The organism is Exiguobacterium sp. UBA3491, from assembly GCF_002377745.1.
Classification (GTDB): domain Bacteria; phylum Bacillota; class Bacilli; order Exiguobacteriales; family Exiguobacteriaceae; genus Exiguobacterium_A.
Map to the genome: position 1 here is coordinate 133,455 of NZ_DFQK01000032.1, position 13,536 is coordinate 146,990.

At 46.7% G+C, this 13,536-nt stretch carries 18 protein-coding genes and 1 pseudogene; 8 read left to right on the top strand and 11 right to left on the bottom strand.

Annotation, left to right across the window (positions count from 1 at the left end; genetic code table 11):
- The first annotated feature begins 141 nt into the window (after positions 1 to 141).
- Positions 142 to 414, top strand: coding sequence for a hypothetical protein (locus tag B4F99_RS13065; protein ID WP_290758695.1), 273 nt, complete (start codon positions 142 to 144; stop codon positions 412 to 414).
- An 8-nt stretch (positions 415 to 422) separates the two neighbouring features.
- Here the strand turns inward: B4F99_RS13065 and B4F99_RS13070 are convergent.
- A pseudogene (locus B4F99_RS13070) lies at positions 423 to 977 on the bottom strand (histidine phosphatase family protein).
- Positions 974 to 1,636: a Type 1 glutamine amidotransferase-like domain-containing protein gene (locus B4F99_RS13075; protein ID WP_214854019.1), complete on the bottom strand. Its 663-nt coding sequence runs from the start codon at positions 1,634 to 1,636 to the stop codon at positions 974 to 976. The pseudogene B4F99_RS13070 and the gene B4F99_RS13075 overlap by 4 nt, the downstream one beginning before the upstream one ends.
- A gap of 90 nt (positions 1,637 to 1,726) precedes the next feature.
- Between B4F99_RS13075 and B4F99_RS13080 the strand changes: the two genes are divergently transcribed.
- The 6 genes from B4F99_RS13080 (at position 1,727) to B4F99_RS13105 (ending at position 4,603) form a co-directional block, all read left to right on the top strand.
- Positions 1,727 to 2,200, top strand: a complete 474-nt coding sequence (locus B4F99_RS13080) for an alpha/beta fold hydrolase (protein WP_214854022.1) — start codon at positions 1,727 to 1,729, stop codon at positions 2,198 to 2,200.
- A 100-nt stretch (positions 2,201 to 2,300) separates the two neighbouring features.
- Positions 2,301 to 2,447, top strand: a complete 147-nt coding sequence (locus B4F99_RS13085; RefSeq protein WP_214854026.1) for a hypothetical protein — start codon at positions 2,301 to 2,303, stop codon at positions 2,445 to 2,447.
- An 81-nt stretch (positions 2,448 to 2,528) separates the two neighbouring features.
- Positions 2,529 to 3,236: a hypothetical protein gene (locus tag B4F99_RS13090; protein WP_214854028.1), complete on the top strand. Its 708-nt coding sequence runs from the start codon at positions 2,529 to 2,531 to the stop codon at positions 3,234 to 3,236.
- A 10-nt stretch (positions 3,237 to 3,246) separates the two neighbouring features.
- Positions 3,247 to 3,951 (top strand): ABC transporter ATP-binding protein, encoded by a 705-nt coding sequence (locus B4F99_RS13095; protein WP_290758704.1) that lies wholly within the window; start codon positions 3,247 to 3,249, stop codon positions 3,949 to 3,951.
- Between the two features lie 105 nt (positions 3,952 to 4,056).
- Entirely contained in the window at positions 4,057 to 4,404 is a 348-nt protein-coding gene (locus B4F99_RS13100; protein ID WP_214854032.1) for a hypothetical protein, read from the top strand.
- Entirely contained in the window at positions 4,385 to 4,603 is a 219-nt protein-coding gene (locus B4F99_RS13105; RefSeq protein WP_214854034.1) for a helix-turn-helix domain-containing protein, read from the top strand. The genes B4F99_RS13100 and B4F99_RS13105 overlap by 20 nt, the downstream gene beginning before the upstream one ends.
- On the opposite strand, the gene B4F99_RS13110 is transcribed toward B4F99_RS13105, so the two are convergent.
- The 3 genes from B4F99_RS13110 to B4F99_RS13120 form a co-directional block, all read right to left on the bottom strand.
- Complete coding sequence (locus B4F99_RS13110) at positions 4,578 to 4,988, bottom strand: SRPBCC family protein (RefSeq protein ID WP_214854036.1); 411 nt, start codon at positions 4,986 to 4,988, stop codon at positions 4,578 to 4,580. The genes B4F99_RS13105 and B4F99_RS13110 overlap by 26 nt on opposite strands.
- 86 nt (positions 4,989 to 5,074) lie before the next feature.
- Entirely contained in the window at positions 5,075 to 5,293 is a 219-nt protein-coding gene (locus B4F99_RS13115) for a hypothetical protein (RefSeq protein WP_214854039.1), read from the bottom strand.
- On the bottom strand, positions 5,290 to 6,576 hold the full coding sequence (locus B4F99_RS13120) for a right-handed parallel beta-helix repeat-containing protein (protein WP_214854042.1): 1,287 nt from the start codon (positions 6,574 to 6,576) through the stop codon (positions 5,290 to 5,292). Before B4F99_RS13120 ends, B4F99_RS13115 begins: the two co-directional genes overlap by 4 nt.
- Before the next feature lie 116 nt (positions 6,577 to 6,692).
- Between B4F99_RS13120 and B4F99_RS13125 the strand changes: the two genes are divergently transcribed.
- A complete protein-coding gene (locus B4F99_RS13125; protein WP_290758713.1) occupies positions 6,693 to 7,271 on the top strand; it encodes a hypothetical protein in 579 nt (192 codons plus the stop codon).
- Positions 7,272 to 7,307: 36 nt separating this feature from the next.
- Here B4F99_RS13125 and B4F99_RS13130 read toward each other — a convergent pair whose 3' ends face one another.
- The 6 genes from B4F99_RS13130 to B4F99_RS13155 form a co-directional block, all read right to left on the bottom strand.
- The gene (locus tag B4F99_RS13130) at positions 7,308 to 7,670 is read right to left on the bottom strand and encodes a histidine phosphatase family protein (protein WP_214854047.1); all 363 of its coding nucleotides are present in this window, start codon (positions 7,668 to 7,670) and stop codon (positions 7,308 to 7,310) included.
- Positions 7,671 to 7,821: 151 nt separating this feature from the next.
- Complete coding sequence (locus B4F99_RS13135; RefSeq protein ID WP_290758718.1) at positions 7,822 to 8,745, bottom strand: DMT family transporter; 924 nt, start codon at positions 8,743 to 8,745, stop codon at positions 7,822 to 7,824.
- A gap of 105 nt (positions 8,746 to 8,850) precedes the next feature.
- Positions 8,851 to 9,321, bottom strand: a complete 471-nt coding sequence (locus B4F99_RS13140; RefSeq protein ID WP_290758721.1) for a hypothetical protein — start codon at positions 9,319 to 9,321, stop codon at positions 8,851 to 8,853.
- A gap of 31 nt (positions 9,322 to 9,352) precedes the next feature.
- Positions 9,353 to 9,670: a hypothetical protein gene (locus B4F99_RS13145; RefSeq protein WP_035407705.1), complete on the bottom strand. Its 318-nt coding sequence runs from the start codon at positions 9,668 to 9,670 to the stop codon at positions 9,353 to 9,355.
- A gap of 29 nt (positions 9,671 to 9,699) precedes the next feature.
- On the bottom strand, positions 9,700 to 12,144 hold the full coding sequence (locus tag B4F99_RS13150; protein WP_290758725.1) for an ABC transporter permease: 2,445 nt from the start codon (positions 12,142 to 12,144) through the stop codon (positions 9,700 to 9,702).
- On the bottom strand, positions 12,141 to 12,887 hold the full coding sequence (locus tag B4F99_RS13155; protein WP_214854057.1) for an ABC transporter ATP-binding protein: 747 nt from the start codon (positions 12,885 to 12,887) through the stop codon (positions 12,141 to 12,143). The genes B4F99_RS13150 and B4F99_RS13155 overlap by 4 nt, the downstream gene beginning before the upstream one ends.
- Positions 12,888 to 13,536 lie beyond the last annotated feature (649 nt).

The following is a 13,536-nucleotide window of genomic DNA, read 5'->3' on the forward strand; positions in this document are numbered from 1 at the left end:
CTCCTCTATCTAAAAGATACTATCTTTTAGATAGAGTTACCGTTCATTTAAATGCCAAACAGGAAATTTACTGGATGGAGCAGGAATTCTCGTTTTAAATCCGAATTCTTGTTCACATACTTAATTAAAAGGAGTTCTCACATGACATACGCTAAAGCTTCTATCTTTTTCAGTCTGATTGGTCTGTTCATTGCCTATATGATTTTCCCACCAATTAACTGGCCATTCGGTGCAAACTCGATGATTACGATTCCAATCGGACTTGTCATTTATCTGTTCGGAATCGGACTTGGGATCGTCGCCATCAAACGACGGGAGCCCGGGATTCTTAAATATGTCAGTCTCGCCTGTGCCATTCCGCTCGGTGTGCTGCTACTACTCTTTCTCGGTTTCATCTTCAGCGGTCAAATTTAATCGTCTTTCTATAGATGTTCATGAGACGCTTTCTTGAGGGCATCGAATGTCAACCGGTGAATCGCTGGACTCGACATCGCATCTAACCATTCGTTCGCCGTTCGCCCAGTATATTTTTCAAGAACTAACGCCAATACAAGTCCATGTGTCGCGACGACCACTCGGTGGTGCGGGTGGGTTTTACGTAGCTGATCGATGACTGTTAGAGCACGATTACGTGCTATTTGATTCGACTCTCCGCCACTTTGCGCGTAATCATCATTTTGAAATGATCGCTTCAACAGTTCTTCTAGCCGTTCAGGCGATAAACTTTCGTCTGTTTCCTAAAAACGCCGTTCCTGAAACGCTACCTCGTAGATTCGCAAACCTCGTTGCTCAGCAAGTGGGCGAACGGAGTCTACCGTCCGTCACATCGGACTCGAATATATGGCGTCAATCGGCAGCGCTTCAAAGAACGCTACGAGTTTCTGCGCTTGTTCTTGACCTGCATCCGTTAATCCCCGCCCTCGATCACTGCCTGTTTTGATCGATTCGCAGTGGCGAATGAAATAGAGCGTCCTCATCGGAACTGGACCCACTTTCCTTCAGAAATTACGTCTACATTCGAACCGATGACACGAATCGCTGTCGCGTCGTCGATTGCGTAAGCTGGATTCGTCAATGTCTCGGCCCAAGACTTGGCAGCTTGTAAGTGATTGTCTGGTAACTGCGGATGATCGAGATGCGGGAAGATTGAAAAATCAACGAGACCTAATGTTACGTCCGATTGCTCCGGCGTCTTTTTCCATTCAACAAAATCCGTTCCGATTCGTGGTGTCAGAATCATGCTACCTGCGCTCATCCCGACATAAACCCCTGTCAAATTCGGTAACATGCGATCAAAACCCGATTCGACGAACCAGTGATGTAGAAAGAGTGGATCACCACCATTAACGAGAATGACATCCGCTTGTTCGACCGCTGGTTGCCAAATTGCTGGATCAATTACCGAGACCGCTGATAATTCCAACAGACCGACTGACTTCCATCCTAAATCGACCATCGGTGCCTCATCTTTTCCTTGAATGAAGTTGACAGCGAGGTCCGTTCCTCTGCCTAATGCGTAGGATGCTGTCGTGATCGCGATGGCATGGCATTCCTCAATCGGTTTTCTGAGCATCTCACGTAACGCGTTGTGAATCGATGGATTTTGTACCCCACCTGAAGTTAATAGATAGTCCATCGTGACACCTCCTGTTCTTTGCTTCAGTTTACAATATTTGTGCGTTTCTGGTATCCTTACTTTTATTCCCACTAGAATAGGAGGAATCATATGTCTTTCGACTTAATGACGTTACCTGAAACGACGTTACACTATCGTCTGATTCTCGGAACTTCCGATCAACCAACGTTTATCTTTGAAAATGGATATGGACAAGATCTTTCAACCTGGCAACCAATCATGGATCAAGTTGAAGGACTTGGAACGATTTTGATGTATGACCGTACGAACATCGGTGGTAGTATGCAGCATGATTCCGAGACTAGTCGCCAGAGCGTGAATCGCCTTCGCCGTTTGATCGATACCTTATCTCTCAAACCACCCTTTATTCTTGTGGGTCATTCCTATGGCGGCACGTTAGTTCGACAATTTGCATCGCAATATCCAAGTGAAATAAAAGGTCTATTGCTCATCGATGCAACACCAGAATCCTATATTCAACGCTTCTTACCAGTAATGCCAAACACGTTCCAAGCCATATACAAAAAAACAATTCACGCTCGAATGTACATACGAAGATTTTAAAGAGAGTATTGAAGCGACGAACGTCGATGTCCTCTATCCCTTTCCAGTCGTTGTTCTGTCTGCTGGTAAAAAGGATCATTATTCGCGTGAGGCGCAACTATTGTGGCACGAATTGCAACGACAAACTGCTGCACAGTCGATCCAAGGGTTGTTGATCGAAGTTCCAAACAGCCGGCACTTCATTCAACAGGATGCCCCCCATATTGTTGTCGATGCGTTACATCATTTGACTTCAGGTGATTCTTAAGCTCTTTTCAAAGGAACTATTTCCCATTTCCGAACGTATACTTAATATAAGCTTGATTCGACACACTGATTGGAGGCACATATGTACTCGATTCCTAGCTACTTCATACTTTACTTAAAAATCATGCTGACGGATAAGATTCCGGTCTTTTGGTCGTTGATCTTCCCATTGATTCTCGCGTTCGTCTTCGGGTCACGACTCGATTTCACAGAGAGCAGTTTCCTATCATTTCTTGCACTCTTTTGGGGCTATATCTTACTTTCGATTTATGTCAACGGCATTGGTCTCCAACTTGCCCGGATGCGGGAACATGGTTTGATGAAGACGTATATCATGATTTCCGGTAGTAAGATTGGTTGTATTCTCGCACTCGTTCTCGTTCAGCTCGTATTTGCAGCCGTTAGTTTAACGGTCTTTACGACAGTCCTGATGCTCGTATTCGGCCTCTTCTCACCTTTGACGTTGTTACTCGCTTTTCTCGTCTTGTTGCTCAGCATCCCGCTTGCTTTTGCAAGCATCGCCTTGACGATGCTTCCGGCTAAGATTTCGAGTATGTCGACATTAATCAACATCGTCATGTATCCTCTGTTCTTGTTCGCGAATAGCCAACCGGATCGCTGGTACAGTTACTTGAATCCTTTTTATGTCATAAAAACACTTGGTCTCGCCGTCTCTGAGCACGTTACGGGAGCATCGTTACTGATCTTGACCGTCGTACTCGTCGTTTATCTGTTACTTGGTCTATTCTCTGTCAAACGCTTTAATCTCATGTCATTACTGACCCGATAGGAGGATTCAGATGCACGTTCAACATGTACGCTTCAACTATCCGAAATCACCTGATCTGTTACACGATGTCTCCTTTTCGCTTGTTCCTGGGAAACTGAACGTCTTGATCGGGATGAACGGTGCCGGGAAAACGACACTGTTTGATTGCATGACCGGTGCCTTACCGATCACATCCGGAGGACTGGACTTACCCGATATCTCGGACATTCTCTATTTGACGCAATTCATCTATTACTCGGATGAACTAAAGGGTAAGGATGTCGCCGTCTTCGTCGGTCGGCTCGCTCGTTTGAAAGCATATCGCAAACAAGAGACCTATACGCGTCATCTGAAACAGCCGCGAGAGCTCGATTTATTCGCTCATCTGTGGGAAATGAAAATCGGTAAGATGTCCGCTGGTGAAAAGAAATGGTTGTTCGTGACCCTGTTGACGACAGTACCACGTTCGCTCTACATCTTTGACGAGCCGACGAGCGGGGTCGACCCGGCAACACGGCTTCATATCATGCGACGCTTCGAGCAGATGACAGCAAACGGTCAAACGTGCCTCTTCTCGACCCATCAATTACATGATCTATTGCATACCGATGCCCATGTCATCTTCCTTCATCAAGGTCGTATTTTGTACGAAGGCGACTTCAAGGATTGGTTGAACCGATTCGAGACGACAGATCCGGACGTCGCGTTCTTCCAAATGCTTGAACTAGCAGGATAACGTTAACTACCTCTCTTTTGGAGGTGGTTTTTTTGTAATATTTGAAATGTAGGTTTTCGAAAAACATGTACAGGATATACACATTATAAGAAAGGAGGTCGTCCGATGAACTTCATTTCCGGTCAAGCATTTATCACGATGATGGATTCACTTTTCAACGAAGATGAATGGAATCGACACGTCTTATACATCACTGCGAATTCAGCAGCGATCCACTTACAAAAACGATCTACCACCATTCTCTCGCAGCCTATGGAATATCAGATTTCGTTTCTCGTGCATTTACCAACGCTAGAAAAACGACTGATCGTCAAATCGAATCAACAGGAGACGCGTCAATTTTTCTTTGATTCAATGGCTTCCATCGATTGTATGTGCACTAGTTTGATGCCATGGACGAATCCAGGGCGATTCAATAAGGAGGAAAACGTTCATGTCCACCAACACTCTTGAAGAACGCATGAATGCCGTCCTCGATTGTTTGGCGGCCGCAAAGGACTACCAACGCATCGCCGGAAGGCATGAGGTGTCGTATCAACAATTGTATAACTGGGTCCGGCGCTATGAGAGCGGCGGTATTCCTGCCCTGACGGATCGCCGTGGTCGGAAGTTACGAAGCGAACGATTTACTTCGACTCAGCATACGCCTTGAACCGATCAAGGATCGCCTGCCAGCCCGCTTGTTGCATTTCAGGCGGGTTGATTGTTTCGGCATCAAACGATTCGACGACTTCGGTTTGTTCCCCGTTCCGAGTGAAGTCGATCTTCACCTGACGACCATCCTCGAGGACATACGCAATGCGTTCGTAGGGAACGATTGCCTCATATGTACCCTTGAAATCAAATCCCATGCTACCGTCTTTTGCTTCCATTCGATTCGTGAATTGACCACCGACCGTCAAATCATTCGTTGACGCCGTCGTATGCCAATCGTCAGACGCTGCGTTCCAGCGTTTGATGTCTTCCGGTGCGTTCCAGATCTCCCACACGGTCTCGACCGGACGGTCAATCACAGCTTGAATCGTTAGTTTCGTCATCTTTTTTCCTCCTTACTAATTGAAGTTCCCTCCCTATTTCGAGGACGATTAAATGAATTCCTTGTTATTTTCGATTAATTCAGGTGTTAATTTGAACGCTTTGTTTTCCATACCATGAACATTAGAATCGCCGGAATGAGACAGATGATTGCATCGGTAACGGTCGGCAGTCGTAACGCGGGACTTGTTAAAAACCGAACGCCTTCCACTGTCCAAATCGTCAACATACAGGCGGTCAACGCTGCAAGCCGCCATCGTCTCGGAATCCGGATCCAGTAAGCGAGGAGTCGCTCCGATAACTTCATCTTCCTTCCACCTTTCGAACCGCTCTCAGGAAGCTTTGTTCCGTCTTATAGGAGGTGTCGCGCCACATGAAACGTTTCGTATGTTTGAACGTATTTTGTTCAAACTGGTTCCTAGAACTCGTCTTGAAGTAATGGGCGACACTTAACGAACCATCGAATGTGTTTTTGATGATCGTGTTGTCATGGACATCATGCTGGACGAGCAATTGACCACCCTCGAGCCCTTTCGTATCATTGCCGATCAGCTGATTTTGCTCGATCCGGACACGTTTTGTACCGCCTCGCTTCGTGTCATACCCACCGATCGCAATTCCGGTGTAGACGTTTTGCCGTACATCATTCTGGCGGACGATGACATCTTCTGCGTATCGTCCGGCATGTTCACTCGTCACTTCAATCCCGATGTCACTCGCTTCGACGAGGTTCTTCTCAATTGTTAAGTTTTTCCCACCATCGACATAGATACCGGCTGCATTGTATTCCTTCCCGTAAGCAGGATTGCCGTAGCTCGACGTCCGGTAAACACGATTTTCCGACACGACGCCCTCACGGACGTAGTCGTCTTTCTTCGACTGAGCGATCCCTTCGTGTCCGATCAAATCAATGCCGATGTTGTCGTTATCACGTACGACGTTCTTCGTCACCCGGAAATGTTTGACGTTCCCGTTTAAGACGAGGGCTTCACTGAAACCGAGACGATTCTGCTCGACTCGGTTGCCGGTGATCGTCAGGTGACGAATCGCTCCCGTTCCGTAGACAGCGATGCCGTGTGCATTTCCGTCTTTCGCGAGCGTCTTGATCTGGCGGACCGTATTGTTCTTCAACGTGATGTGTGATCCTGATCCCGTAACCAAAATACCGATCGGTGTCGCGTCCGACCGTTTCGACTGAACGGCTTCGATTGTCAGTCCTTGGATTGTCACATATTTTTGATCCTTAATCTGGATGATCGGTAAGGTTGCGTCTCGATCTTTAATGTTTTCCCCATTTAAGACGACTCGTTCTTGTTTATAATTCCGAAAGACGATTGGATGTTGTTTCGTTCCACTTTGTCTAACGTTCAGCTTCTCGTGATACGTTCCTTTTCGCAAGTAAACCGTCGTACCCGCAGTCGCTTTTAGTGTCGCCTGTCGGATTGTTTTAAACGGATGCTTCAACGTGCCGGTATTTTTATCACTGCCGTTCGGTGCGACGTATAACGATTTTGCCGTCGATTCGGCCTCTTCCCCCGTCGAGGTACAACCGACGAGCAGGACGGTTGCTAATAACCATTTGCCTTTCATGATTTCCTCCTTTATTTAGCAAGAACATTGTTGGTATAATCTAGGTATCATTTCTAATTTTTTGAATATTTTATTTTTTCTCGATTCACTATGACTATGGAAAAGAGGAACACGTCATGAAATACGCGCTCTTATTCACCCTTCCCTTCTTGCTTGCTGGTTGCACAACGGAAGCAACCGTCCTTCCTAAAGAGACCGTCAAGATCAAGAAGTCGTACTTTTCGATCACACCTTCTACCACGAAGGACGAGTCGCAGCAACAGCGGACATTTTTCTTAACTGGTGCACTCGATCGCCCGCTCCAGCTCAAAGCGGTCCAATTTGACGATACAGAACCACCAAAGGTGCTGATCGACAAATCGATTCCTGCCGGTACATATGATCGCACACCGTTCCAATTGACGTATGATTTGAACCTGCTCAACGATTCGCATGCCTTCACCTATTCGCTTGATACGAAGAATGGTATTCCTGAGACGAAAACGGTCTATACCTTACCTCAAAACGTCCAGACTGACAGCGGTCAATTCAATGATCAGAAACAGACGAATGCTTCATTCTATCCCTTACTCCTCAAACGCTATACGACAGGAGAATCGATCATCGGTCGCTCGATCGACACGTTATCCTCTCCTCACCTAAAGGTCAGAAAACAAGAAGGCGCAATTTTGATCTATTTGATGAAATCACGATAAGGAGAACGGCGGACCGAGAAAAAGTCCGCCGTTTTTTTAGTCCGCTATGACATGCGACATGTCAGCTTCTAATCGAATCACGGCTTCCCCATCCCTGTATTCGACGATCGTCAAACTCGTTCCATGAATGAACGGCGGATCCCATAATGTCGCGAACGGCTTACGTTGAAGATATGTCAGCAAGATGTTAAGGAAGATGCCGTGGGTGACGATTAAGATGTTTTCGTCTTCTTCATGGTCTGCCAGTCGTTCCAAAAACGATAGGATGCGCTCGCGGACCGCGTCAAAGGATTCTCCACTCTCCGGTATGTAGGTATGCGGCGTTTGCCAAAATGCAGCATGAGCTGCACTTCTGAGTCCTCTCGTAATCGTCGTTCGATATCCACTAGATTCATGCATTTCTCCTCCGAATCTACTTCCTAAATGATGACTCTTTCTTCAGTTTATCTCAATTCATCGATTAGGAAATCATTTCCTTCTTTTTATTAAGAACGATTAAACAAACAGCTCGTTCTCAACGTATCTATCCATACGTTAGAACGAGCTGTTCTTAAATGCGGATCAACACGATACCTCCAAGCATGACAAGCAGACTGACGATCTGCACACCCGTGACCGGTTGTTTTTTTGCACCGAACCAGCCGAAACGATCAATCAACAGACTGCCGGTCAGTAAACCAATCGTGACGATCACGACAGCGAGTCCAGTACCGACGAGCGGAACGATGAAGGCATTACCGGCAACGAACAATGCGCCAATCAATCCCCCGATCCAAATCCAAGCAGGTAAGGGTTGCGACCGATCGATGTGCCACTTCGTTCGGAGGATCAGATTCAGCAATAACAAGGTGATCGTACCGATGACGAATGAAATCAAGGCGCCTTTGACGGCTGACCCGAGAACACTTCCGAGATGACCATTGATCGCCGTCTGGGCAGCACTCATCATACCGGTCAGAACTCCAAGTATACGCCAAACGAGTAACGAATTCCCTTGAGATTCTAGTCGTTTCTGACGACGCCGTGCCAAATAGTCACCGAGCGCGACTGTTCCGACGACACCGAGTAACACAAGCATTGCACCGATGATCCGCGTTAACGAAAATGTCGTGACGTTCGCTTCAAACAATCCGAAATGATCAATCAACAGTCCCATGATGACCTGACCAAAAATCGGCATGATGACCGTTTGAACGCCTCCGAGTCGCGGAAACAATAAGATGTTCCCGGTCAAATAGATGACACCGAGAACCCCTCCACCCCAGATCCAGAACGGTTCATCGGCCGTAGCCGTGAGACCTGTAAGATTCCCATCGACGAGCAACACGAGCATCAGTAAGAAGAGTGAGCCGATCGAAAAGGAAATCAGTGAAGCGAGGTATGGCGACCCGACGACGCCCCGTAGCCGTGTATTGACACTCGTTTGAACCGGTACGAGCAAACCGATGATGAATCCAATGATGATCGCAAGCATACGAGGACCTCCTTCTTCATGTGCCTTTCCATCATACGGCAGTCTCGCACGCCGAAGCGACCGGAATGCTCAAAAAGGAGCCGGTTCATCGACCGGCTCCACGAATTAGATCTTTTTCCACGACTTCGGATACGTCCGCAATTCCTTCTTCGTCGGATGCTCGACATCGAGATGTTTTCCGTTTCGTTCAAGTAGCACATCGGATACGAGCAAAACAATCGCAAGAACGACGTAGACGGCAAAACTGAGGAAGAATGGCAAGTTGAATACGATTAGTATTGGAAAGAATAATCCCATTAAGATGACGAACAGAAAATCCGTTACATACTGCCATTGAATGATTTTCTTCATCTGTGGTTCTATCGTTAATGCCATATCACGTTCGACTTCTTGCGAGTGGATCCGCGCAATCCAGACTAGTGCTACAAATAATAAAAATAGTGGCCAGTACATGTCCCGATTGGCGACGACCAACAGGATGCTAAAGCCGTACAGTAACGAGCTGTACAAACGTGGTTTAGCGAGTTGACGTTTTTCTTCTTGAATGAACGCGATACGTTCGGCTTTCGTTTTCATTTAAATCCCCCAACTGATTCAACGTACCTGTTTAATCTGATCGAACGGTTCGTGATCGACCGATGTATTCGACCTTATTCTGAAATACGCGGTACATCCGGTATTCTCCAGTCGGTGCCGATTTCAATTGAACGGCAATCTGGTGACGTCGTGATTTTGATGATTCGGACGCTACGAAATAAGGTTTGACTGACGCGATATTGTCGCGCCCGAACTGCTTCGTCACGTGCCGAACGACTTGCACTTCAACAATCTGCTCATAGGTTGCATCCCGTTCATCTGCGATCATCCACCAACCAACACCGCCAATCACTACAAGTAATAGAATCGCCCCGATCGTTTTTCGCATTTCGATCCCCCCGGTTCACTTGCCCATACTTACTGTTTCAATTCGTGAACGAGGTTTTCCTGCTTCCGTCGGGTGACGAACCAAGCGATGGCTAGGACAAGCACCACCAAACCGGCACTGGTTCCAGCAATCGTCGGGACGTTGAGATAGAATGATCCTGTATCATCAATCCGTGTCACGAAGATTGTCGCACCAAGACCACTGATCAGTCCAAAGATGATGCCGCTCCCAATGAACAAGAGCATTTGAATGAGTGTCAATTGACGCAGCCTGTTTCGAGTCAGCGCAATCGTTCGTAGCAAGGCATACTCGACTCGTTTTCCACTCACGAAACTGAGTAAAGCGTTTGCAAGTCCGAACCAGATGGATCCACTCATGACGACAAGCGCAATGATGAAGACGAACCAACGTTCCGTCGTTTGTTGCTCCGCATCGTGAAGCGCGTCAGATAGTCGATTCATTTGCAATGTCGGATAACTTTCTGTGATCTCTGATAATGTTGTGGTCACTTGCGCCTTCTTTAACTCGGATGGAACGTCGATAAAGACATTTAAGATCTGATCGCTTGTTTGCCGTAGCTGCTCGTTCCGCCAATCCACGAGGATGTCTGGCGCTATCTTCTTTTCGATTCCAACGATTCGGAATTGACCGAGTGAAACACTTCGCTCTTGTTCCCCGTCCCATCGGCCGAGCGGCAACGTATCGCCTTTTTGGAGTCTGTGTTTTTTAGCGAAGGTCCGTGAGACGATGATTCCTTCTGTGTCACTCGTCTGTTCTCCCTTTAAAACGTCAAGACGACGATAGTCCGTCACTTCGTATTCAATCGAGACATCTTCTTGAGGCGACTGGTATTCGAGTGAATTTCGAGACGACAGGAAGGTCGCTTTTGCGCCAGGTAGTTCCGTTTCAATTTGTCGAATCAATTGCAGCGGGTTTCCTTGCGATCCTTCATCTAAACGACTCTTTAAGACGACCTCCGTCGGATATTGGCTGATGATGTAGTTCCGCTCGTTTTGTTGTACCGTCTCAAGGAACGTCGATCCAATGACGACGATAATCATCAATACTTGAACGATCAGCATCAACCAGGCGTTTTTCCGTAGTTGTGGCAACACGCCCCGGAAGGCGACGAAACTCGTCGGTCCCGCTAACCGACGAACGAACGGTTCCGCTCGATGGAGCACTCCCTTCAAGAGCAGTGGCGTCGCAAGATACATTGTCAGTAAAAAGGCAATAGTTGCACCGATCCAGGTCATCGCCCGCGCCCCTTCTGTGCTTGCGATCACTTCTGCGAATAAGATCAAGCTAGCAGTCAACCCACTACTAGCAAGGACGAGACGTTTTCGTCGTGTCGGTCGTGACGCTGTTTTTAGATTTTCTCGTAAGACGTGGAGCGGTAACACATCTCGTTTTCGGTAAGCGGTGCTCGCGAGCAACATCAGAATCAACAAGGCACTACCGAGCGTGATGAGCATCAAGAACTCTCCCTGTTCGATCATGAGAGAGACGATCATTTTCCCTTCTGTTGGCCATACCAGTTGACCAAGTAACGGTAAGCAAATACCACCCAGGATTGCGAGGATCGTTCCCGCTAAGACAATCAAGCCGGACTGGACAAGGAACAACTGAAACAGTTGCCGAGTTGTCGCCCCAAGCGTCCGCATGATCGCAAATTGAACAGCATGTTTACGCAAATACAAGTCGAAATTCGCCATCAAGATGAAGCCGGACACGACAAGGATGAGCATTGATAAGATTCCAATATAGCCGTTCATTGCTGGAGAGAGTGCTTGTCCTTCTGCAAGTTCAATACGAAGCTTCGGATTCGCTTTGACGAACGTATCGGCATAGCGAACGGAACTTGTCTCTTTTTTTAGATCAAGCAAGACGGATTTCATTTCACCTGGATGGTTCTTTTTAAGGTCAGCATAAGAAAGCAAGACTTGATCTTGCGAAGTTTCAGATATTTTCGCATTTGGTAAAATCTCACGGATTCGATACGTCTCTTCTCCAACGCGAAGCGCTTGCCCGACACTATGGTCAAGCGACTTGGCAAGTCGATCTGACACGATTGCTTCTCCCTGTTGCAAATTATTTGTGAAATGATAACGACCTTTCGTCAGGGCATCCGAATGGACCCCAAGTGTTTTCACATCGGCGATTGTTTGACCAGCAACGCGTGCTGTCGTCTGTAAAATCGACGCTTCGCGCAAAACAGCTTGATCCTTTTTAAGTTTTTTATGCACGCTCTTGTCCATCCGTTCATCATGTGATGCATATTTGATTGTCAGATCGACTTGACCGTATCTTTGTTCACGATCTGTCTCGATCGCAGCTTGATTATGTAGTAAAAAGATGACCATCGTTAAGACGAGACCAATCGAAATCATGACGCTTCCGATTGAGGTCAATAGAATCATCGGACTTTTACAGTACAGTCGGTGAGAAAGACGGAAGAGATGTTGTCGTTTCATACAGCCCCCACGAACTGCTCGTATGTCTCTAAAATCGGTGCCACGTCTCCAGTCGACGGCTGATCGGCGACGATCTGTCCGTCATGAAAATACAGTACACGTTTCGCATGAGCGGCAACAGTTGCATCATGGGTCACGAGTAGGATGCTCGTCTGTTGTTCGCGATTAAGTTCTTGTAGCAACTGCATGATTTCAGCAGATGTCTTGAAATCGAGGTTCCCCGTCGGCTCATCCGCTAAGATGATCGGTGGTCGACTGATCAAGGCACGTGCGATCGCGACGCGCTGTTGTTGTCCACCAGACAGTTCTTGCGGTCGATGGTCTTTCCACTTCGTCAGTCCGACGCGATTGAGCCAAGTTTCGATCTCTTGATTGATCGTTTTGTCATCCATCCCCTTCAACATCAATGGTAAGGCGATGTTCTCCTGGACCGTCAAATCATCGAGCAGGTGAAACGATTGAAAGATGAACCCAATGTGTTGTTGACGGTATAACGTCGCAGCAGGTTCAGTGAAGATGTCGCATTGCCGTTTTCCCTTTAGCGTCAACGTTCCGCCGGTTGGTGCGTCAAGTGCCCCTACTATATTCAATAGTGTACTTTTTCCAGAGCCACTTGTTCCCATGATGGCGATGAAACCACCTTCTTCTAACGTGAAGGAGATTTGTTTTAATGCCTCGACCGTTTCTGTTCCCCGCGTATAGGTTTTTGATAATCGTTCTATTTCTAAAAAACTGTCCACCAAGACCCCTCCTGCAACATGATATCATTACAATAACCAATATAAGTATTTTTTAGAAGTAAATACATAAAAAGCTGTTATACACAAATTATCATGGTAATAAAAGGAATTGTACTCATTTGAACGAGCTAGTCCTACTAAGGAAAAGGCAAACATACAAATTAGAAAGTGAGTGAATAGATGATTTGCACGTTAGATCACTTTATTCAAGAAAAAGCTGTTTCTCAATCGATTTCTGGATTTTCGCTAGCGAGCGTCAAAGATCAGGAAGTCATCTACTCCAATGGATTTGGGGTGAAAAATCTTAAGGATAGCGGGGTTCCCGTCACAGCGAACACATTTTTTGAATTTGAATGGAATCGAGATGATGCTGTGTATGCACCAGGACAATCTCTACTTCACTCAGGATACGGATGAAAATCTAATTGTGACAATCGGTTTTGTCGAGAACGTAAACGAGGACGTCCATTATATCGTTCTAAATGGACAAACTTGCAATCGGATTGAACAGGGATTACTCGAAATAAAGGAGAACGAACACTGCAATACCTTGATTGTCCAAGGCAGTTGGGAGTTTGATCAACTGGGAATCAAATCGAGCCTTATCTGAGCTAATCGACTTTTACCTCATAAATACGAAAGGACCTCCCTA

Coding starts and splice junctions, on each gene's coding strand:
- B4F99_RS13075 (WP_214854019.1), bottom strand. CDS start 1,636: ATGGACTATCTATTAACTTCAGGTGGGGTACAAAATCCATCGATTCAC.
- B4F99_RS13095 (WP_290758704.1), top strand. CDS start 3,247: ATGCACGTTCAACATGTACGCTTCAACTATCCGAAATCACCTGATCTG.
- B4F99_RS13145 (WP_035407705.1), bottom strand. CDS start 9,670: ATGCGAAAAACGATCGGGGCGATTCTATTACTTGTAGTGATTGGCGGT.
- B4F99_RS13115 (WP_214854039.1), bottom strand. CDS start 5,293: ATGAAGTTATCGGAGCGACTCCTCGCTTACTGGATCCGGATTCCGAGA.
- B4F99_RS13065 (WP_290758695.1), top strand. CDS start 142: ATGACATACGCTAAAGCTTCTATCTTTTTCAGTCTGATTGGTCTGTTC.
- B4F99_RS13080 (WP_214854022.1), top strand. CDS start 1,727: ATGTCTTTCGACTTAATGACGTTACCTGAAACGACGTTACACTATCGT.
- B4F99_RS13100 (WP_214854032.1), top strand. CDS start 4,057: ATGAACTTCATTTCCGGTCAAGCATTTATCACGATGATGGATTCACTT.
- B4F99_RS13090 (WP_214854028.1), top strand. CDS start 2,529: ATGTACTCGATTCCTAGCTACTTCATACTTTACTTAAAAATCATGCTG.
- B4F99_RS13140 (WP_290758721.1), bottom strand. CDS start 9,321: ATGAAAACGAAAGCCGAACGTATCGCGTTCATTCAAGAAGAAAAACGT.
- B4F99_RS13130 (WP_214854047.1), bottom strand. CDS start 7,670: ATGCATGAATCTAGTGGATATCGAACGACGATTACGAGAGGACTCAGA.
- B4F99_RS13110 (WP_214854036.1), bottom strand. CDS start 4,988: ATGACGAAACTAACGATTCAAGCTGTGATTGACCGTCCGGTCGAGACC.
- B4F99_RS13105 (WP_214854034.1), top strand. CDS start 4,385: ATGTCCACCAACACTCTTGAAGAACGCATGAATGCCGTCCTCGATTGT.
- B4F99_RS13120 (WP_214854042.1), bottom strand. CDS start 6,576: ATGAAAGGCAAATGGTTATTAGCAACCGTCCTGCTCGTCGGTTGTACC.
- B4F99_RS13125 (WP_290758713.1), top strand. CDS start 6,693: ATGAAATACGCGCTCTTATTCACCCTTCCCTTCTTGCTTGCTGGTTGC.
- B4F99_RS13135 (WP_290758718.1), bottom strand. CDS start 8,745: ATGCTTGCGATCATCATTGGATTCATCATCGGTTTGCTCGTACCGGTT.
- B4F99_RS13150 (WP_290758725.1), bottom strand. CDS start 12,144: ATGAAACGACAACATCTCTTCCGTCTTTCTCACCGACTGTACTGTAAA.